Below are 19059 nucleotides of genomic sequence, written 5' to 3'. Positions count from 1 at the left end.
ACCGGTCATCGGGACTGGAGGGAGCCGGGCCGGAAATTCTGTCGTGGATGCGGTGCGTTAGTGCATCGTCATCCAGTCGCGGGCGGCACGGAGCGCTTCGGCCAGTTCCGCCTTCGTCATGTTGCGGGCGAGATCCGCACGCAGCGAGGCTGCTCTTTCCGATCCGCGGATCGCGGCGATGTTGAGCCATTTGTGGGCCGCAACCAGATCCACCGTGCAGCCCCGGCCGGTCGCATAGACCAGGCCGAGATTGCAAAGGGTGTCGGCGCGGGTTTCGCCACCGGCAACTGCCATTTCGATATCGCGAATTTCAAAGCGTGCCATCGTTTTTATCCCTGTCTTCTACCTGTTTCATCAATCGCCTTCTTTATGAGGCTAACCTTCAGAACCGCCGTCTTATGCGGCTTTTTGTCCTTTGGGCCGGCAGGTTTTCCCTGCGCTTTTGATGAGTTCACTATGCGCCAAGCCTTTCAACGGGCGCTTAAAAGGCATGATTAATAGGCCGCAAACAAACTGCAAACGATTGGTAAAATTGGGTTTTTGTTAAATATCACGAGGTGCGGAAATTAAGGACTTTCAGAGGAATTTTACGAAAAGTTTACATCTGGATTTCAACCCTTCGTTCACCACGATCCAAACACCGATTTTCAAATTCGCCCGTCTCCACTCCGCAGACAGTCGCAAATGCCTCTCCATGACGGCAAATTTCTATTTCCTTTTACGTGAACGTAAAATAGTATTCGCCTGCCTGTTATGAGGATGAGACAGGCAAAGGATAGCATGGCCAAAAAGGTGATCGCGTCGCAGGACGCCACACCATCGGCAATGCGGGACAGGGTTTAATGCGCATCCATTTCTTCATGACCGGTGCGGTTCAGAAGAGTCTGCGCAAATTTCGGGAGGAGTTTTTATGAAACGCGTATTGATGATTGCCGCTGCCCTGATGATGGGCAGCAACCTTGCCTTTGCCGCAGAGGCAATCGAGGGCAACTGGAAGACAGCGAGCGGCGAAACCGCCGTGATCGGCCCCTGCGGTGCAGCCTTTTGCGTGACGCTGAAGACCGGCAAACATGCGGGCAAACAGATCGGCAAGCTTTCCGGCAAGGGAAACAGCTATGCCGGTGATATCACCGACCCCGCCAACGACAAGACCTATAGCGGCTCCGGCACCGTTTCCGGCAATTCGCTGAGCATGAAGGGCTGCGTGCTGAAGGTTTTCTGCAAATCGCAGACATGGACGCGGTTGTAACAGAAGGACGGCGGGCGGGCCTTCGGCTCGCCGCCAGCCAACGCGGCGCGGCATCGGGAGATCTGCCTGTAGTGCGGCCGCGAGCGGATGCCGCGTGGAACATCCCTGATCGTTGATGTATCGTGGCCGCCCAGCCACAGACCAACGAGAGCACGCATGCCCCTCCCCCTTTCGACGATCCTGATTGCCGGCACCTCGCATGTGGGCAAAAGCACCCTAGCCGGTCTTCTGAGTGAAAAGCTCGGCTGTGAGGCGATATCGACCGACAGCCTCGCCCGCCACCCCGGCAGGCCCTGGCCAAGCATACCGGCGCCGGTGGAGGAATATTACGCAGAGCTTTCGGCAGACACGATCCACTGGTTTCTGAAAGTGCATCACCAGAACATCTGGCCGCTGATCCGCTCGATGATCGACAGCAGCTCCAATACCGGCAATCCCGCGATCTTCGAAGGCGCGGCTTTGCGCCCGGAACTTATATCGCCCCTGCTCGGCAACACGGTCGCCGGGGTGTTTCTACATGCCGGCAATGATTTCCTTCTCGAGAGGATGCGCTCCCACGCCGGATATGACGATGCAACGGCCAGCCAGCGGCGGATCATGGACGCCTTCATCGAGCGCTCGCTGCGGGAGAATACCGAGATGCTGGCGTCGGCGCAGCAACATCACGTGCCGGTTGTCGACGTGACGAAACCGCAAGCACTCGAAACCCTCGTGGCCGATCTTGCCGGGCGCGTGACCGCCTCTTTTTCGTGATCAGACGACGGGCGACCGAGGTCTCTCCCGGTGCCATTGCGGCATTAATCTGTCCCGTCACCACCTGTTAACATCCCTGAACACCATATGAACCGGGGTCTCAGGGTCCGTTCAGTCCGAGTATGGCAAAACTCTGTCCATCAACTCCAATAAAGGGGAATGGACATGACAAAGTTGATCAGCCGGTTGGCAATCTTCGCGTTTCTCATGGCGATCTTCGCCATGTCCTTCGCTTCGCTCGTCGTCAACCCCAACCGCAGTTTCCAGCGGGTGAATGCGGGGGCGGCAATCGCCTGCCAGCACGGCCCGTCGCCTGTCGCCAATTGCCCCGTCGTGCTTTGAGGACCGGCCAAATGACCAGCACCTTCTCCAATGGCCTGTTCTCCGCCCTGCGGCTGGCGCTGATGGCCACGATCTTTCTCGGCCCGGTGGCGGGACTTGCGGTTTACAAGGCCGATCCCCGCCCGGCATCCAAGGGCGCTGGTTTTGTGCTCTTGATGAGCCTGCAGCGCGGCGCGCTCGGCTGAAATTTCGCCACCCCGTCCTCGCCCCGACCGTATTTTCCGTTTCTTTTCAGCTTCTTCGTATTTCTGTCGCTTGCCTGTCGAAATTGCCCTCTTATAATGGGCCATGACAATAGAAAAACGAACGATTCCACCCTTCGCCTTTATCAGCCCCGAGCCTTTCGCGCCGCAGTCCTTCACGGACCCGAAAGAAGCAGTCGAGGCTTTGACCGCGCTTTACGAACGCAATACGGCGTTCCTGATCAACTCCTTCACCGACCTTGCCAAGGGCGCGCCGATCGCCGGCCGTTACCGTGCCTGCTATCCGCAGGTCAGCCTTGAGACCGCGACCTTCGGTCATGTCGACTCGCGTCTCTCCTATGGTCACGTCACCGCGCCCGGCGTCTATACGACGACGATCACCCGTCCGGAGCTTTTCCGCCATTATCTTAAGGAACAGCTGGGGCTTCTGATGAAGAACCATAGCGTTCCGGTCACGGTGTCGGAATCGGCCACGCCCATTCCGCTGCATTTCGCTTTCGGCGAAGGCGCTTATGTCGAGGCGGCAGCCGCATCCTCGCTCTCCGACGTGCCGCTGCGCGATCTGTTCGATACGCCCGATCTCAACAATACCGACGATCTCATCGCCAATGGCGAATATGATCAGGTGCCGGGCGAACCCGCGCCGCTGGCGCCCTTTACTGCGCAGCGCATCGACTATTCGCTGGCCCGCCTCAGCCATTATACGGCAACCAGCGCCAGCCATTTCCAGAATTTCGTGCTGTTCACCAACTACCAGTTCTATATCGATGAATTCGCCGCATGGGCGCGGCAGATGATGAAGAATGGCGGCGAAGGCTACACGGCTTTCGTGGAGCCGGGCAACATCATCACCCCCGCCGGTTCCGACAGGCCGGAAACGGACGCCGTGCTCGCCCGCCTGCCGCAAATGCCCGCCTATCACCTGAAGAAGAAGGGCCATGCCGGCATCACGCTCGTCAATATCGGCGTCGGCCCTTCCAACGCCAAGACGATCACCGATCATATCGCCGTGCTGCGCCCGCATGCCTGGCTGATGGTCGGTCATTGCGCCGGCCTGCGTAACAGCCAGCGGCTGGGCGATTATGTTCTGGCGCATGCCTATGTGCGTGAGGACCACGTTCTGGATGACGACCTGCCCGTCTGGGTGCCTATCCCGGCGCTCGCCGAAGTGCAGCTGGCGCTGGAAGGTGCTGTGGCGGAAGTCACCGGTTACGAGGGCTTCGAGCTGAAGCGCATCATGCGCACCGGCACCGTCGCCACCATCGACAATCGCAACTGGGAGCTTCGCGACCAGGCAGGCCCCGTCAAACGCCTGTCGCAGTCGCGCGCCATCGCGCTCGACATGGAATCGGCCACCATAGCGGCGAACGGCTTCCGCTTCCGTGTGCCCTACGGCACCCTGCTCTGTGTCTCCGACAAGCCGCTGCATGGCGAACTGAAACTGCCGGGCATGGCGACGGAGTTTTACCGCACCCAGGTCGCGCAGCATCTGCAAATCGGCATCCGCGCAGTACAGAAGCTCGCCGCCATGCCGACGGAAACGCTGCATTCGCGCAAGCTCAGAAGCTTTTACGAGACGGCGTTTCAGTAAGATTGCGCATCCTCGCCCCTCAAGGTGTCGGTGTTGGTTCCTTCACCTTGAGGCGTTGCAATGCGAATAATGATCGATCTGGATGACGCACTGATCGCAGAGATCATGGAAATTACCGGTCTATCCGATGCTCAAGGCGGTTGAAACGGCCTTGAGAGAATTTGTCCGGATACATCAGCAGAGACGTGCGCTCGATGAACTGCGGGGCATTGGCTGGGAAGGCAATCTCGGTGAAATCCGCGATCGTTGGAGCACCGATGAAGCCTAGCGGATGAAGGCAGACGGGAGCCGTCATCCAGCGGCGCGACCCACTGCTGCTCGGTTTAAATCTCGAGACAGGCTGCCTTGCATTGAAGTTGATCGCAAAGTGGGCGCGTTTTCTCGGCGTTTTCCTTGGGACGAGCCTACGGCTGTCCGGTTTGAATTTTCGAGCACCGTCTATGGCATTGATTTTTAATGCTGTTCAGACGCATTACATCGTTCGGACACGAATGAAATATTGGGGTCATCCGATGAATGGCAAATCCAGCCAATCACTCTGACGTCATCCTCGGGCCTGTCCCGAGGATCTGCAACGTCCTGATTTTGTTGACGTGTTTAGATCCTTGGGACAAGCCCAAGGATGACGCCGGAGCTTCATCTAAACCGCACGGCGGTGAGCAGGCGCGAGAATGATGACGAGTGTTAGGAAGCAGTTCAGCAGCTCGCCACAAACGGCTGACTGCACTTCCTAAACCGTCTTCACCGTCCCCTCCACCCGCACCGGAAAATTCACCGACCGTGCAATGAAGCACTTATCATGCGCATCATGGTGCAGCTCATCCGCCCGGGCGACATCCCCCTTCGAGATGGTGATGACCGGTTTCAGTACCACTTCGCTGAATTGCCCCGCGCCGTCCTTTTCCATGACAAGCGTGCCTTCAGCATTATCGACATAGTCTTCGACGATGATACCGTTGACGGAGCAGAAATGCAGGTACCAGAGCTTGTGGCAGGCCGATAGCGAGGCGACCAGCAGGTCTTCCGGGTTCCAGCGGGAGGGATCACCGCGGAAAGCGGGGTCTGAGGAACCGGCGATGTCCGCTTTTCCCGCCGTGGAAATCGTGTAGTCGCGCTCATAATCGCGATAGCCAGACGTGCCCTTGCCGCGATTGCCGGTCCATTTCACCTGCACGGCGTAATGATGTTCCTGTCCTGCCATTATCATTCCTCCCTTGGAACCTTTTTTCGCATTTCCTGACGGAAACCCGGGGTCCATTTTTCCTAGAAATGCTCTCGCGTATCACGCACGTGATCGAGCCCCTTGCGCAGCGTGTCGATGATCTCATCCACTTCCGAGCGGCTGATTGTCAGCGCCGGCGAGGCCAGCATACGGTCGCCGGTGGCGCGCATGACAAGGCCGTTTGCCAGGCAATGGTTGCGCACGGCGGTACCGATGTCATCCGGCTTGGCAAAACGCCTGCGGGTCGCTTTGTCGGCCGTAATCTGCAGGCCGCCCATCAGGCCGACGTTGACAGCCTCCCCCACCAGTTCGTGGTCGGTGAGACTTTTCCAGCCTTCAGAAAAATAAGGGCCGATATCGTCACGCACACGCTCCACCAACCGCTCATCCTCGATGATGCGGAGATTTTCCAGCGCAGCAGTGGCGCAGACGGGATGGCCGGAATAGGTGAAACCGTGGTTGAAGTCGCCGACTTCTGACAACATCACTTGCGCCACCCGGTCGGAAACGATGACGCCGCCGATCGGCAGATAACCGGATGACAGGCCCTTGGCGACGGGCGCGAAATCCGGCTCCACGCCGAAATGCTGGTAACCGAACCAGGAGCCGAGGCGGCCGAAGCCGCAGATCACCTCGTCGGAGACGAGCAGGATATTGCGTGCCTTGCAGATGCGGGCGATTTCCGGCCAGTAAGTTTCCGGCGGCACGATGACGCCACCTGCCCCCTGAATGGGTTCGGCGACAAAGGCGGCGACATTTTCCTCGCCGAGTTCATCGATTTTCGCATCCAGTTCGCGGGCCACTTTCAGGCCGAATTCAGCGGGCGAAAGATCGCCACCCTCGGCATACCAATAGGGCTGGCCAATATGGGCAACGCCCTCGATCGGCAGAGTGCCCTGCTCGTGCATCCACTTCATGCCACCGAGCGAGGCGCCGGCCACCGTCGAGCCGTGATAGCCGTTGCGGCGGGCAATGACCTTCGTTTTCGTCGGATGGCCGAGCGCTTTCCAGTAGACTCGCGCCATGCGGAACCAGGTGTCGGTGGCCTCCGAACCGGAATTGGTGAAGAACACATGGTTCATGTCAGGCCCGGCGCGCGAGGCGATCTTCTGCGCCAGCAGCGTGGCGGGCGGCGTGGTGGTGCCGAAGAAGGCGTTGTAATAGGGCAATTCGTTCATCTGCCTCTGAACGACATCGGCGATTTCACGGCGTCCATAGCCGATATTCACGCACCAGAGGCCGGCAAAGGCGTCAAGGTATTTCTTGCCGGTGCTATCATAGATGAATACCCCTTCGGCTCGCTCGATGATGCGGGTGCCGGCGGCGTTCAACTTGCCCATGTCGGAAAACGGATGAAGGTGATGGGCGGCATCGATGGCGGCGAGGTTGGATATCGGCTTGGAGACTTCATTCATGACAGTTCGCACTCCCGCAAAGACGACGGCGCTGACGCTACCGCGCAACCGAACATGGCCGGGCGGCTTTGATTTGGCAAGGCTGGTGGTTTTTAGGGGTCAGCATGAACGAGCGGATGCGGCTGGGTTTCTTCTCCCCGAGGGGGAGAAGGTGGCCCGAAGGGTCGGATGAGGGGGCGACGCCAGCGATAGACCGAGAGCTTGCCCCCTCATCCCGCTGCCGCGACCTTCTCCCCGGCGGGGAGAAGAAACAAGCGGCGCGCTCCCAATCCAAACGCACTCCGGTCACGCGCTACGCGAAAAACGCCGGCCCCACCAGCACCTTCAACTCGCCGGCGTGAACCTCTAGCGCCACATCCCGCTCCATCGGCAGCAATTCGCCATCGATGACGCAGCGCACATCGTGGCGCTTTTTCGGAAAATGCAGCTCCACATCCGTGACCGTCATGGCGGTGACGGCAGCATTTTCCTTCAGCCTGCCGCGCAGGATGTCGAAAACGAGCTTAGCTACGCCGGAGGGGCGTAGCGGGTCCGTGAGATAGAAACCGAGATGGCCACCCGACACACTATCCGCCACCAGCAGCGAATTCTGGCCAAATTCATTGTTGGAGACGGAAATGGCAGAGACCTTACGATGCTGGGTTTCACCGTTGACGGTATATTCCACCTCGAAGACCGGCGGATTGAGGATGACGCTGATGGCGGCGCGGATGCTTGCCTTGATCTTGCCGAGACGGGAGGCGAAAGCGAGATTGTTGCGGTAGCGCACCATGCGCGAATGCAGGCCAGCGGAAAACTGGTGGACGAAAAGGCGGCCATTGGCGCTGGCGATATCCACGCTGGCGATCTCGCCATTCGCCAGCGTTTCCAGCGCGAGGCGAATGTCGAGCGGCAGTTTCAGCGAGCGGGCAAACAGGTTCATGGTGCCGGCCGGCACGATGCCAAGTGCAATGCCCTGTTTCCAGGCAATGCCGGCGGCGGCCGAAATGGTGCCATCGCCACCGCCGGCAATAATGCCTTCAATATCAGGCTCATCGGCGGCGCGTTGCATTTCCTCGACAATGTCTTTTCCGGAAACCAAACGGCAATCGATCGTGTGCCCGGCACGGGAAAAGACTGCATGGGCGTGTTCGCAATAGGCATCCATATCCGTGGTGCGAAAGGTGCCGCCGTCACGATTGAAAATTGCGATGAGCTTCATGTTTCCAACCTGATCCTGTGAGGCAGCCGCGCGTAAATGCCTGGGGTTATATAGGGTTCCAAACACCATCGCGTGAAGATGCTCTTTTGCCGAGAATCGCTCTACCGCAACGCGTCATTTCATGTTAGAGGTCACTTAAGGTCATTTTCATGACCGCGCATCTCCAGTCAGGGCAGACCGCTCCCATACGGTCTTGCCCTTTTTTCTGTTGGGTACTCCCCCTTCTCAGGTCACCATGAGCCAGTCGAAAATTTCCGAAGCCCACCCCGCAGCGGAGAATGAAACCGTTTACACGGACGCTCCGGCCGTGGCGCTGTCGCCGCTTGCCATCGCGCTTATAGAACTGGCTCTGGCCGCCGGTGGCTTCGGCATCGGCACCGGCGAATTCGCCATTATGGGCCTCTTGCCTGACGTTGCCACGACGTATGGTGTGACGGTGCCGCAGGCGGGTTATGTCATCACCGCCTATGCGCTTGGTGTCGTCATCGGTGCACCGATCATCGCGGTTCTGGCGGCGCGCATGACGCGGCGCGCTTTGCTCCTCGGCCTGATGGGTCTTTTTGCGGCCGGCAATATCCTGAGCGCCATCGCACCGGATTTTTTGAGCTTTACCGTGCTGCGCTTCATCACCGGCCTGCCGCATGGCGCCTATTTCGGCGTTGCCGCGCTGGTGGCGGCCTCCATGGCGCCGATCCATAAACGCGCCCGCGCCGTCGGCCGCGTCATGCTCGGCCTCACCATCGCCACGCTGCTCGGCACACCGCTCGCCACCTTCTTCGGCCAGCTGCTGTCCTGGCGCGCCGCCTTCATGCTGGTCGGCGGCATAGCGCTTCTCACCGTCGCCCTGTTGTGGCTGTTCCAGCCGCGTGACCGGGTGGAGGAAGGCGCCAGCGTCTGGCGCGAACTCGGCGCTTTCCGCCGCGTGCAGGTGTGGCTGACGCTTGCCATAGCCTCCGTCGGTTTCGGCGGCATGTTCTCGGTGTTCAGCTATATCGCCAAGACCACCACTGATGTGGCGATGATGCCGGTTTCCACCGTTTCCATGGTGCTGGCGCTGTTCGGCATCGGCATGAATGTCGGCAATGTGGTCGGCTCGCGGCTTGCCGATATCTCGCTCAACGGCACGATTGGCGGCATGCTGGCCTTTAACGTGCTTGTCATGGTCCTGTTCGGCATGACCGCGCATGATCCGTTCATGCTGTGCCTCTGCGTCTTCCTGATCGGCTGCGGTTTTGCCGCGTGCCCCGCTGTGCAGACGCGGCTGATGGATGTGGCGCAGGATGCCCAGACGCTGGCCGCCGCCTCCAACCATTCCGCCTTCAACATCGCCAACGCACTCGGCGCATGGCTCGGCGGGCTCGTGATTTCCATGGGCTTCGGTTTTGCCTCAACCGGTTATGTCGGCGCGGTTTTGTCCCTTCTCGGGCTTGGGGTTTTCCTTGTTTCCGTCACCGTCGAGCGGCGCGAAAAGGCGGCCTGAACCGGCCGCATCGAAGCTTACGGAAAATTCACAATCGGGCGCTTGACTCTTTTTTGTTTCAGGCGCAACACGGCTTTACGCGCAGGGCCGACCGGCCCAGCGCGGATTTCAACGGAGCATCATTAGATGTCTAGCGACAGTAGCAGTCGATTGCCTTTGCCGAAAGCGGCGAACGTGAACTGATCCGACGCTGTCGGCTCACCACCGCGTTCGCCGTTATCGGCGAATCGACGGAAAGGTGAGCAATCATGAACTTCCACAACCTCTCCCAGAGGGCCAGCAAGGCCGCACGTCTTCTTCGTAGCGGAAATGCCGGCTCCACCACCATTGCCGAACGCGTCGAGTACCTCAACACGCTTGAGGTCGGTGATGCCGCAACCGCCCTGCTCGCCATGCCGCAGGCAAAGGCCGTCGCCATTCTCGACCGGCCCGAACTGCATGGCGCAGCCGCCATCATCGCCCATATTCCTGTTGAACAGGCTGCCCGCTTCGTCAACCTGATGTCTGACGACCGCGTTGCCGACGTCATGGCGGAAATGGCCGAAGAACCGCGCGCAAAGCTGTTTGCAAGGCTGGACCGCACGACGGCTCTCTCCATCAAACATCTGATGGGGTATCCGCCGCGCACCGCCGGCTCGATCATGACCACGGAATTCGTCAGCGTGCCTGACGACTGGACGGTGGAACAGACCCTTTCGCACATCCGCGTCGTCGAGCGCTCGCGTGAAACGGTCTATGCCATCTATGTGCTGGCGCAGGATGGAACGCTGACGACCGTTGTGACGCTGCGCCGCCTGCTGACCGGCGAAGCCGGCGCTTCCATTCTCTCCGTCGCATCGAAGGAAGGCATCGTCTGCGCCAGCCCCTTGATGTCGCAGGAGGATGTCGCCCGGCTGATCCGCAAGCACGACCTTCTGGCGCTGCCCGTCGTTGACGATCACTCGCATATTCTCGGCATCGTCACCGTTGACGACGTGATCGACACCATGATCGCCGACACTACGGAAGACGCCCACAAGTTCGGCGGTATGGAAGCGCTGGGTAAGCCCTATATGACGATCGGCTTCCCGGACATGATCCGCAAGCGCGCCGGCTGGCTCGCAGCACTCTTCCTCGGTGAGATGCTGACGGCAAGCGCCATGCAGCATTTCGAGGGTGAGCTGGAAAAGGCCGTGGTGCTGACGCTGTTCATTCCGCTCATCATGTCTTCGGGCGGTAACTCCGGTTCGCAGGCCACCTCGCTCATCATTCGGGCGCTGGCGCTTGGCGAACTGAAGCTTTCCGACTGGTGGCGGGTGCTGCTGCGGGAAATTCCGACGGGTCTGACGCTCGGCTGCATTCTGGGCGCCATCGGTTTCCTGCGGCTCACCGTCTGGCAGCAGGCCGGGTTTTACGACTACGGCGACCACTGGCTGCTGGTGGGCGCCACCGTGTTTTCGGCACTTGTCGGCATCGTCACCTTCGGTTCGCTTGCAGGCTCCATGCTGCCCTTCATCCTGCAGCGCCTGCGTCTCGACCCCGCCAGCGCGTCTGCCCCCTTCGTCGCCACGCTGGTGGATGTCAGCGGCCTCGTCATCTACTTCTCGGTGGCGCTGGTGATCCTCAGCGGCACATTGCTTTAAAAGACAAAAGGCCCGCTTTTCCGAGCGGGCCTTTTCATTTGCGGAATGCGCCTGCGCGCAAGTGCTCATCAGCCGCCGGCGCTGATGACGCCCGTTCCCAGAAGCGCAAGCAGGATGAAGCCGATGACCACGCGATACCAGACGAAGGGCATATAGCTCTTGGTGGAGACCAGCTTGAGGAAGACGACAATCACCGCATAACCGACAATGAAGGCGATCAGGGTCGCGAGACCTGTTGGCCCCCAGCCGACCGGATTGTCTTCACCGATGCTTTTGAAGAGCTGGTAGAAGCCGGAGCCGAAGACGGCGGGAACGGCGAGCAGGAAGGAATAACGGGCAGCTGCCTCGCGGGTATAGCCGAGCAGCAGGCCGGCGCTGATGGTGCCGCCCGAGCGCGAGACACCGGGGATGAGCGCCATGGCCTGCGCGAAACCGAACAGGATGCCATCGCGCCAGATCAGCTGGTTGAGCTTGTAGCGCTTCTCACCGATCCTGTCGGCAATGCCGAGAACGATGCCAAAGACGATCAGCATCACGGCGGTGATATAGAGGTTGCGCAGCGAATGTTCGATGGCGTCCTTGAAGAACAGGCCGAGAAACACGATCGGTACCGAACCGATGATAATCAGCCAACCAAGCCGGGCATCGGCCTTGTCATAGGGGCCAAGGCGAAGGTTCTGCCTTAGCCAGGCGGCGGCGATGCGCATGATATCGGACCAGAAATAGACCAGTACTGCCATTTCCGTGCCGATTTGCGTAATCGCAGTGAAGGCGGCGCCCGGATCGGTGCCGGAGGGGAGAAACTCCCCGGCGATGCGCAGATGCGCGCTTGAAGAAACCGGAAGAAACTCCGTAAGCCCTTGCAAAAGGCCGAGAAACCCGGCCTCCATCCAACCCATGCTCATGTGCTTTGATGTCCCTGCTGCGAATCACGATGGCAGCATTATGCATTAATCGGGGCAAATGCATGTTGCATCGCACCATCCCGAGCATTGAGAGCGGCACGTGGTTTTACCCGTGATTTTTCAGGCGGCCTTTTCCGCGGCCTGCGGAAGCTGTGTGTATTTCGCGCCGTTCTTGCAGACGACATGGGCGTCACCCCAGCTTTTCAGCGCCGAAATCACCGGCTTCATGGTGTCGCCAAGCGGTGTCAGCGCGTAATCCACACGTGGCGGCACCACCGGGAAGACGGTGCGCGAAATCAGACCCGCCTCTTCCAGTTCGCGCAGCTGCTTGGTCAGCATGCGCTGGGTGACACTTGGAATGTGGCGGCGCAGCTCGTTGAAGCGCAGGACGCCTTCGTTGATGAGGTGATAAAGGATCACGCCTTTCCATTTGCCATCGAGAAAACTCAAAGCCGATTCCACCGGGCAGCCGGGGAAATTGCCTGTCAGCTTGGCGCGCGGTCGCGACATCACAGTATCCTTTTTGTATGTATCATCACAAAATGTGCATTCTTGCGATCGATGTTCATATGTATCAAGTAAGAGGCACGCAAACAAGCAAAGGAGACTGTTCATGCGCGCCATCGGTTACAAGACGAACTTGCCCATCACCGCAAAGGATGCGCTTGTCGATATCGACCTGCCCCAGCCGGAGGCGAAGGGGCACGATATTCTGGTGGAGGTGAAGGCGGTTTCGGTCAATCCCGTCGACACCAAGGTGCGCCGCAATCAGCCGCCGGAAAATGGTGCTACCCGCGTGCTTGGCTTCGACGCTGCGGGCGTGGTGAAGGCCGTCGGCGACAAGGTCTCGCTGTTCAAGCCGGGCGACGAGGTGTTTTACGCCGGTGTCATCAACCGTCCCGGTTCCAACAGCGAATTCCATCTGGTCGATGAGCGCATTGTGGGCGCAAAGCCGACATCGCTGAATTTCGAGGAAGCTGCAGCACTACCGCTGACCGCAATCACCGCCTACGAAACGCTGTTCGACCGGCTGCGGGTGAAGGAGCCGGTTCCGGGTGCCGCAAATGCCGTTCTGGTCATCGGTGGCGCCGGTGGCGTCGGCTCGATCGCCATCCAGCTTTTGCGGGCGCTGACGGACCTTACCGTCATCGCCACGGCGTCACGGCCGGACACGATGGCGTGGGCAAAGGAACTGGGGGCGCATCACGTCGTCGATCACAGCAAGCCGATTGCTCCGCAGGTGGAAGCACTTGGCCTCGGCGCACCGGGCTTTGTCTTCTCCACCACCCATAGCGACATTCACGCCGCCGACAGCGTGGCGGCCATTGCGCCACAGGGCCGGTTCGCGCTGATCGACGATCCGGCCGGCGGTTTCGACGTCATGGCCTTCAAGCGCAAATGCGTATCGATCCATTGGGAAATGATGTTTGCCCGCGCCGTGTTTGAGACGCCAGACATGATCGAGCAGCACAAGCTGCTGAACCACGTTGCGCAACTGGTCGATGGCGGCAAGATCAAGACGACGCTGACGGAAGTCTTCGGCACCATCAATGCAGCAAATCTCATCAAGGCGCATGCGCTGATCGAGAGCAACAAGGCCAAGGGCAAGATCGTGCTTTCGGGCTTCTGATCGACACGACGGCGCGTCCCCATCGCGGGCGCGCCAATTCCGCCCGGTGCCTCTGCCACGCGCGAAAAATCTCGCGTGGCTTTCTCTTTATCAGTCGTCGTCCGGATCTTCCGGGCATGGCCATGATGCGGGCGTGGTCAGGCCGCTCGGCAATTTTGTCTTGGCGTCGCCGCAGGCAATATCGACCTGCCTTTGCTCCAGCCCCGTCGCGGTGGAAAGATCGAGCCCCTCGATGCGCGTCAGGAGCAGGAAGGCACTGGTGAAATCCACCGGCCCGCCAAGTGTCGCGCCGCCGAAGCGGGCGCGCGACAGGTTGGTGAGGGAAAATTTCGAGCCGTTCAGCGTTGCACCCTCGAAATCGGCGCGCCCGAGTTCGGCCTTGGTGAAATCCGTGCCGTCAAGCTTGGTTTTTTCGAACTTGGTGCGCTGCATTTCGGCGTTGATAAATTTCGCATTGGTGGCGTCGGCGGCGCTAAAGTCGCTGCGATAAGCTTCCACCTTGGTCAGATTGGCGCCCTGCAGGTTCGCCTCCCCCAGCGCCGTGCGGATGAGTTTCGCCTTTTCAAGATTGGCGCCCTTCATCGAAGAGCCGCGCAGGTCGGTATAGGTGAAGTCTGTGCCGTAAAGCATCGCCGAATCGAGATTGCTGCCGCCCAGCATCAAAAGGCGCTTGTTGCATTCGCGCCAGTCTATGCCGGCCATGGCATCGGTGCGGCAGCTGGCAGCCACCAGCGGACCGCCGCTCAGCGAAACGGCAATAACCACGCCGGCCGCCAAAGCGGCACCAAACCTTGTCTTCCGCACGATATTCAGCTTCTGAACGCCGGACATTCTCTTACTCCCTGCCACCGGAGCGACGGCGCAAACTTGAGCCGCCCCTGGGGACCATATGCACATTCAAGGCGTTACCGCATTTCCATTCCGCATTCCACGGGCCAGTTGACGGCAGGACACCCCAACATCCTATATGTAAGAAATCGAAGAGCAATCCACAAATAGGCAGGGGGCAAAGAGGCTGTGGATGTCTTTTTTGCCATCATGCCGAAAACGCATTCTTTCAGCCGGATCACACATTGGCTTAAACCAACGCTGGCCCTCAACCCAAGCACGACGTCATCCTCGGGCCTGTCCCGAGGATCTGCAACAAATTGATTTTGGCGACGTGTTTAGATCCTTGGGACAAGCCCAAGGATGACGGCGGATGCCTCTGCGACATCACATATTGGCGTAAACCGGCCCCTCACCGCCTTGCGGCGGCACCCAGTTGATATTCTGGTTGGGATCCTTGATGTCGCAGGTCTTGCAGTGCACGCAGTTCTGGGCGTTGATGACGTAGACCTCCTCGCCGTCCTTCTCCACCCATTCATAAACGCCGGCCGGACAATAACGCGTCGAAGGACCGGCAAAGACGTCGTGTTCGGAGCGCTTCTGCAACTCCATGTCCTTCACCTGAAGATGCACCGGCTGGTCCTCCTCATGGTTGGTGGAGGACAGGAACACCGAGGACAGCCGGTCGAAAGTCAGAACACCATCGGGTTTGGGATAGGCGATCGGCTTGTGCTTCGAAGCCGGCTCGAGGCTTTGCGCATCCGTCTTGCCATGCTTCAGCGTGCCGAAGACCGAGAAGCCGAACAGCTGGTTCGTCCACATGTCGAGACCGCCGAGGCCGACGCCAACCAGCGTGCCGAATTTCGACCACAGCGGTTTGACGTTGCGCACCCGCTTCAAATCCTTGCCGATATCGCCGTCGCGCCATTCGGCCTCGATCTCCGCTACCTCGTCATGGGCGCGGCCGGCTGCAATCGCCGCGGCGATCTTGTCCGCCGCCAGCATGCCCGACAGCACCGCATTATGGCTACCCTTGATGCGCGGCACGTTGACGAGACCGGCCGAACAGCCGATCAGGGCCCCGCCGGGGAAGGTCAGCTTCGGCACCGACTGGTAACCGCCTTCTGTGATCGCGCGCGCGCCATAGGAAATGCGCTTTCCGCCCTCGAACGTATCTCGGATCGCCGGATGGGTTTTAAAGCGCTGGAATTCCTCGAAAGGATAAAGATAGGGGTTCTTGTAGTTGAGATGCACCACGAAGCCGACGGCAACCAGATTGTCTTCCAGATGATAAAGGAACGAACCGCCACCGGTTTTGAAGCCCAACGGCCAGCCGAAGGAGTGCTGCACGAGGCCCTGTTTGTGGTGTTCCGGCTTGACCTGCCAGAGTTCCTTGATGCCGATGCCGAATTTCTGCGGCTCGCGATCCTTCGACAGGTCGAATTTGGCAATCAGCTGCTTGGCGAGCGAACCACGCACACCCTCGCCGATCAGCACGTATTTGCCGTGCAGTTCCATGCCGCGGGTGAAGGCAGGGCCAGGCTCGCCGTTCTTTTCGATGCCCATATCGCCGGTGGCGACACCGATGACAGCGCCTTCGTCATTATAAAGCACTTCGGTGGCGGCAAAGCCCGGATAGATCTCGACGCCGAGCCCTTCCGCCTTTTCCGCCAGCCAGCGACAGACCAGCCCAAGCGAGACGATGTAGTTGCCGTGATTGTTCATCAAGGGCGGCATCATGAAATTCGGCAGGCGGATGGAGCCGGCCGGGCCTAAAAACATGAACTGGTCGTCCTTGACCTCGGTCTTGAAGGGATGCCCCTCCTCTTCGCGCCAGCCGGGCAACAGCCGGTCAATGCCGATGGGATCAACCACCGCACCGGAGAGGATATGGGCGCCAACTTCAGCACCCTTCTCGAGAACGACGACCGAAAGCTCAGGCTGCACCTGCTTCAGCCGGATCGCGGCGGCAAGACCCGCAGGACCCGCTCCGACAATCACAACGTCGAATTCCATCGCTTCGCGTTCGGGCAGTTCCATCGCTTCCGTCATCTCGTCCTCTCAGATCGCCGGTCCCATCCGGCTGTTATTATATCCGCTTTCCGGCATCGACAGGGCATTGCCGGTGCGAGGTAAAAAGCCCGTGCGCAACAAGGAGTCCGCCTCCCCTGTCTTCGCAAAGCAAGACGCCTTTGTCGAGCTTCTATAGCGGCAAAACATGTCGCAGGCCAGTCAATTGTCAGACAACCTGATGATTGATTTATTACTTTTACGTTCACGTAATAAAATAAGATCGATACGTATGTGCGTCAAGAGTGGTTGGTGTTTGGGGAAGCTGGCACTTCCGCATTACACCAATTGCGCACAAGGCTCACATTCGTCGGCAATGGCTGACTTAGGCCCAGTCTGCGACGAGCAGAGCGCCTATCACGGTCGAAGTTAAAGCTGATATCGGTGATGTAGTGCTCAAGCAGTATCGCTTCAAACACCGACCCGTCAGTGACAAGGTTGTCTCAATTGGTCAGTCGGGAACGCCTTTCGCACCTCCCATAATTTAGCATTTAAGAAAAGTGAAATGCTGTTGTGGCAATCTGGAGGAACCAGCAGGCTGATCTGCAAATGAAATACGTGCCATGTGTGCGTGCACATACGGGTGTTTTGTAGCAGGGCCACGTCGTCAGGCAATGTGAGAAAGCGATTCCTTGTTTACACAGCAGCAATTGATTTCCATCCTTTCCTCCCTTCCAGACCCCGCGTTCATCTTGACGCGCAGTGGCCGTTATGCGGCTGTATTCGGAGGGAAAGACCTTAGACACTACCATGACGGTAGCGGTCTTGTCGGACGTAGTATGTTCGAGATGCTGAAAGAGGAGAAGGCAAGGTGGTTCGCTACCGAAATTGAAAAGGCGCTGGAAAGCGGTGTGCTCCATATCGTCGAATATGAACTCAGCGGCAGTGATGTCAAAGGAGCCGGCGACGGTCCCAGTCATTCCATCTGGTTCGAAGGCCGCGTTCAGGCGCTCAATTTTCAAGTAGAGGGCGAGGCTGCCGTTGTCTGGGTAGCGAGCAATATTACCGATAAGAATGACGTCCAGCAGAAGCTCCGCCAACTGAGCGAAACCGACGCCCTGACGGGGCTATATAACAGACGCAAGCTGATTGAGACGCTCGACCACCGGTTAGCGATCTTTGAACAAGAAAAGTCGCAGACTTCTTTACTCGTATTTGATCTCGACAATTTCAAACAGCTTAATGACCAGATGGGGCATCACGCAGGCGACATGGCCCTGGTGGAAATTGCGCGCCTGTGCCGACAGCACCTGCGCCAGAACGATGTGATTGCCCGTTTCGGGGGAGACGAGTTCGTGGTTGTGATGCCGGGCACCCATCGTAACGATGCGTTGGAAATTGCCGAGCGACTGCGTGAGAATGTTCCGATCACCCTGAAGCAAAGCCTGCGTTACGAAGCGACTATCAGCGGCGGTGTCAGCGAATTCGGCCAGCCTGATCGCTTTTCCAGCGATATACTCAAACGCGCCGACGAGGGCTTGTATTTGTCAAAACGCGCCGGTCGCAACCGGGTGTCAGCTCTATAATTCCAGTCGACGCAAACTGTTCCTCCTTAGAGGCGTGGCTTCGGACCAGAAGCGACCAAACGTAGTCAGCCACCTCGCATCAACTGCCCCCCTCAAATCGCCCATTCCTCATCCGTCGTAAACACAATCGTCAGCCAGCGATCCGCACCTTCGCCGCCCAGCGCATCGCCGATCTCGTCGCGGATCGCATCCCATTCCTCAAGCCGTCGGGCCGGCCAGTTCTTCGGCACGATGAAGAAGAGTTCGATCTGTCGGCCACGGCCGACGCGGGCGACATAGGAATAATGCGAGGCGAAGCCGAATTTCCCCACCGTCTCTGTCGCCACCCGATCCACATGCTGCTTGAATTCCAGCGGGGTGACCAGAAGAATATCGGCGAGCGCCTGTTTCACATTGCCGAGCGGCATGGGGATGATGACGAGGCAGACCAGCGCGAGCACGGCGGGGTCGATATAGGGGGCGATCCACGCGTGGGTCGTTCCCGTGAGGCCATAACCAATGGCGAAGGCGACGAACAGCGCGATGCTCAAGAGCGCACTCATCAGCCAGCTTTTGGCGTCCAGCGCCACGAAGGCGGATTTCAGCCGGCGGTTCTGCCTTTTGACGAACCATGCCATGGCAAGCGAGACGGCGAAGCTGAAGAAGGTGACGATGATGGCGTAGTCGAACTCGATCGATCTGCCGCCATCCATCAGGCTGTCGATGGCATTGATCAGCGCATAGATCGCAGCGCCCATCAGAAGTGTGCCGTTGAGGCCAAGCACCATCGGCTCCAGATGCCAGAAACCCATGGTGAAGCGCTCCGCCAGTCTGCCACCGGGGCGCGGCGCGGCGGAGGCCGCGATCAGCCGCGCCACCAGCAGCGCCAGCACCGTCATGAAGGCGTCGGTGAGCGCATAAACGCCATCGAACACCACCGCGAAAGAACCGGAGAACAGGCCCGCGCCAATGCCGAACGCGGCCAGCAGGACCGTGACGGCGATGGAAAACTTCAGCAGAGATTGTTCTGTCATGACGTGTAT

General features: G+C 59.2%; 19 protein-coding genes. 10 read left to right on the top strand and 9 right to left on the bottom strand.

Annotated elements, in window-relative coordinates:
- Positions 1-57: 57 nt before the first annotated feature.
- Positions 58-324 (bottom strand): SEL1-like repeat protein, encoded by a 267-nt coding sequence (locus JZX89_RS28065; protein ID WP_046798706.1) that lies wholly within the window; start codon positions 322-324, stop codon positions 58-60.
- A gap of 586 nt (positions 325-910) precedes the next feature.
- On the opposite strand from JZX89_RS28065, the gene JZX89_RS28060 reads away from it, so the two are divergent.
- The 6 genes from JZX89_RS28060 to JZX89_RS28730 all read left to right on the top strand — a co-directional run bounded on the left by JZX89_RS28060 (position 911) and on the right by JZX89_RS28730 (position 4282).
- On the top strand, positions 911-1249 hold the full coding sequence (locus JZX89_RS28060; protein WP_149898942.1) for a DUF2147 domain-containing protein: 339 nt from the start codon (positions 911-913) through the stop codon (positions 1247-1249).
- A gap of 156 nt (positions 1250-1405) precedes the next feature.
- Positions 1406-2002, top strand: a complete 597-nt coding sequence (locus tag JZX89_RS28055; protein ID WP_207136086.1) for an AAA family ATPase — start codon at positions 1406-1408, stop codon at positions 2000-2002.
- Between the two features lie 159 nt (positions 2003-2161).
- The gene (locus JZX89_RS28050) at positions 2162-2344 is read left to right on the top strand and encodes a hypothetical protein (RefSeq protein WP_174372822.1); all 183 of its coding nucleotides are present in this window, start codon (positions 2162-2164) and stop codon (positions 2342-2344) included.
- An 11-nt stretch (positions 2345-2355) separates the two neighbouring features.
- Positions 2356-2529 carry a hypothetical protein gene (locus tag JZX89_RS28045; RefSeq protein ID WP_174372823.1) on the top strand — a complete coding sequence of 58 codons (174 nt, stop codon included), beginning with the start codon at positions 2356-2358 and terminating at the stop codon, positions 2527-2529.
- A 103-nt stretch (positions 2530-2632) separates the two neighbouring features.
- The gene (gene amn, locus JZX89_RS28040) at positions 2633-4138 is read left to right on the top strand and encodes an AMP nucleosidase (protein WP_149898939.1); all 1506 of its coding nucleotides are present in this window, start codon (positions 2633-2635) and stop codon (positions 4136-4138) included.
- A 60-nt stretch (positions 4139-4198) separates the two neighbouring features.
- Positions 4199-4282: a type II toxin-antitoxin system VapB family antitoxin gene (locus JZX89_RS28730; RefSeq protein WP_369809632.1), complete on the top strand. Its 84-nt coding sequence runs from the start codon at positions 4199-4201 to the stop codon at positions 4280-4282.
- Positions 4283-4868: 586 nt separating this feature from the next.
- On the opposite strand, the gene JZX89_RS28030 is transcribed toward JZX89_RS28730, so the two are convergent.
- The 3 genes from JZX89_RS28030 to JZX89_RS28020 form a co-directional block, all read right to left on the bottom strand.
- Positions 4869-5339 carry an OsmC family protein gene (locus JZX89_RS28030; RefSeq protein WP_149898936.1) on the bottom strand — a complete coding sequence of 157 codons (471 nt, stop codon included), beginning with the start codon at positions 5337-5339 and terminating at the stop codon, positions 4869-4871.
- A gap of 62 nt (positions 5340-5401) precedes the next feature.
- Positions 5402-6775, bottom strand: a complete 1374-nt coding sequence (locus tag JZX89_RS28025; RefSeq protein WP_207136085.1) for an aspartate aminotransferase family protein — start codon at positions 6773-6775, stop codon at positions 5402-5404.
- Positions 6776-7067: 292 nt separating this feature from the next.
- On the bottom strand, positions 7068-7976 hold the full coding sequence (locus JZX89_RS28020) for a diacylglycerol/lipid kinase family protein (RefSeq protein WP_207136084.1): 909 nt from the start codon (positions 7974-7976) through the stop codon (positions 7068-7070).
- Between the two features lie 235 nt (positions 7977-8211).
- Here JZX89_RS28020 and JZX89_RS28015 point away from each other — a divergent pair, with 235 nt between their 5' ends.
- The gene (locus JZX89_RS28015; RefSeq protein WP_207136083.1) at positions 8212-9456 is read left to right on the top strand and encodes an MFS transporter; all 1245 of its coding nucleotides are present in this window, start codon (positions 8212-8214) and stop codon (positions 9454-9456) included.
- A 248-nt stretch (positions 9457-9704) separates the two neighbouring features.
- Positions 9705-11078, top strand: a complete 1374-nt coding sequence (gene mgtE / locus JZX89_RS28010; RefSeq protein WP_174372828.1) for a magnesium transporter — start codon at positions 9705-9707, stop codon at positions 11076-11078.
- A gap of 68 nt (positions 11079-11146) precedes the next feature.
- Here mgtE and JZX89_RS28005 read toward each other — a convergent pair whose 3' ends face one another.
- Entirely contained in the window at positions 11147-11983 is an 837-nt protein-coding gene (locus JZX89_RS28005) for an undecaprenyl-diphosphate phosphatase (protein WP_174372829.1), read from the bottom strand.
- A 120-nt stretch (positions 11984-12103) separates the two neighbouring features.
- Positions 12104-12493, bottom strand: a complete 390-nt coding sequence (locus JZX89_RS28000) for a winged helix-turn-helix transcriptional regulator (protein WP_149898930.1) — start codon at positions 12491-12493, stop codon at positions 12104-12106.
- A gap of 103 nt (positions 12494-12596) precedes the next feature.
- Between JZX89_RS28000 and JZX89_RS27995 the strand changes: the two genes are divergently transcribed.
- Positions 12597-13613: a zinc-binding alcohol dehydrogenase family protein gene (locus tag JZX89_RS27995; RefSeq protein ID WP_207136082.1), complete on the top strand. Its 1017-nt coding sequence runs from the start codon at positions 12597-12599 to the stop codon at positions 13611-13613.
- A 90-nt stretch (positions 13614-13703) separates the two neighbouring features.
- Here JZX89_RS27995 and JZX89_RS27990 read toward each other — a convergent pair whose 3' ends face one another.
- Positions 13704-14444 (bottom strand): pentapeptide repeat-containing protein, encoded by a 741-nt coding sequence (locus JZX89_RS27990; RefSeq protein ID WP_153513446.1) that lies wholly within the window; start codon positions 14442-14444, stop codon positions 13704-13706.
- Positions 14445-14828: 384 nt separating this feature from the next.
- Positions 14829-16493 carry an electron transfer flavoprotein-ubiquinone oxidoreductase gene (locus JZX89_RS27985; RefSeq protein WP_207136081.1) on the bottom strand — a complete coding sequence of 555 codons (1665 nt, stop codon included), beginning with the start codon at positions 16491-16493 and terminating at the stop codon, positions 14829-14831.
- A gap of 797 nt (positions 16494-17290) precedes the next feature.
- Here JZX89_RS27985 and JZX89_RS27980 point away from each other — a divergent pair.
- On the top strand, positions 17291-18037 hold the full coding sequence (locus JZX89_RS27980; RefSeq protein ID WP_246746820.1) for a GGDEF domain-containing protein: 747 nt from the start codon (positions 17291-17293) through the stop codon (positions 18035-18037).
- Between the two features lie 92 nt (positions 18038-18129).
- Here JZX89_RS27980 and JZX89_RS27975 read toward each other — a convergent pair whose 3' ends face one another.
- The gene (locus JZX89_RS27975) at positions 18130-19050 is read right to left on the bottom strand and encodes a cation diffusion facilitator family transporter (RefSeq protein WP_207136079.1); all 921 of its coding nucleotides are present in this window, start codon (positions 19048-19050) and stop codon (positions 18130-18132) included.
- Positions 19051-19059 lie beyond the last annotated feature (9 nt).

This window comes from Agrobacterium burrii (assembly GCF_017313405.1).
In the GTDB taxonomy this organism is placed as follows: Bacteria; Pseudomonadota; Alphaproteobacteria; order Rhizobiales; family Rhizobiaceae; genus Agrobacterium; species Agrobacterium burrii.
The sequence above is the reverse complement of the archived record's forward strand: the minus strand, read 5'-3'. Positions and strand labels throughout refer to the sequence as shown.